The sequence below is a fragment of the Caballeronia choica genome (assembly GCF_001544535.1).
Lineage (GTDB): Bacteria > Pseudomonadota > Gammaproteobacteria > Burkholderiales > Burkholderiaceae > Caballeronia > Caballeronia choica.
In genome coordinates this window covers 1-554 of record NZ_FCON02000624.1, presented here as the reverse complement: position 1 = coordinate 554, position 554 = coordinate 1, and the positions used below count along the sequence as shown (strand labels likewise).

At 62.1% G+C, this 554-nt stretch carries 1 protein-coding gene; it reads right to left on the bottom strand.

What is annotated here, in order from left to right; all coding sequences use genetic code 11:
• Positions 1-554 (bottom strand): porin (locus AWB68_RS46030; protein WP_125483345.1); only part of this gene is annotated, 554 nt, incomplete at both ends.

The window sequence follows — 554 nt, the reverse complement described above, 5'->3', positions numbered from 1 at the left end:
TGGTAGCCAAGGCCACCCGATGCCATTTCGAAGTCCGCGGTGTTGGTGTTCGCCGGGTTCTTGCCGATGCCGTACGAAGCGGATATCGAGAACCCGCTGATCGTGTACATCGCACCGAGATAGTAGAAGCGATTGTTGTTCAGACCCGTCGCGGGCACCGCCGGCGCTGCAGGATAGGTCAGCGGAAACGGATTGGTGTCATGGCCGTTGTAGTACACGGCGGACAGATTCAGACCGTAGTTCGAATACTTGAGCACCGCCGACTCGCGCGTGCCGCCCTGGAACTGGCCCGGAACGCCGCCCGGTGCATACTCCAACGCGAGCGAGGCGCCATAGAATTTCGGCGAATTGTAGACCAGCGCGTTGCTGTCATACAGGGCACCGATCGGGGCGTTCGTGCTGGTGCCGGGCCAGCCGGCCGCCTGATTCACGCCCAGCCACGCAGTCAGGATACTGCCGAAATACTGTGCGCCACGGACATCGGTTTCCGCCATCGCGTAGATCATCGGGATGATCTGGCGGCCGGCGTCGATCGAGCCGAACGGACCGGATGC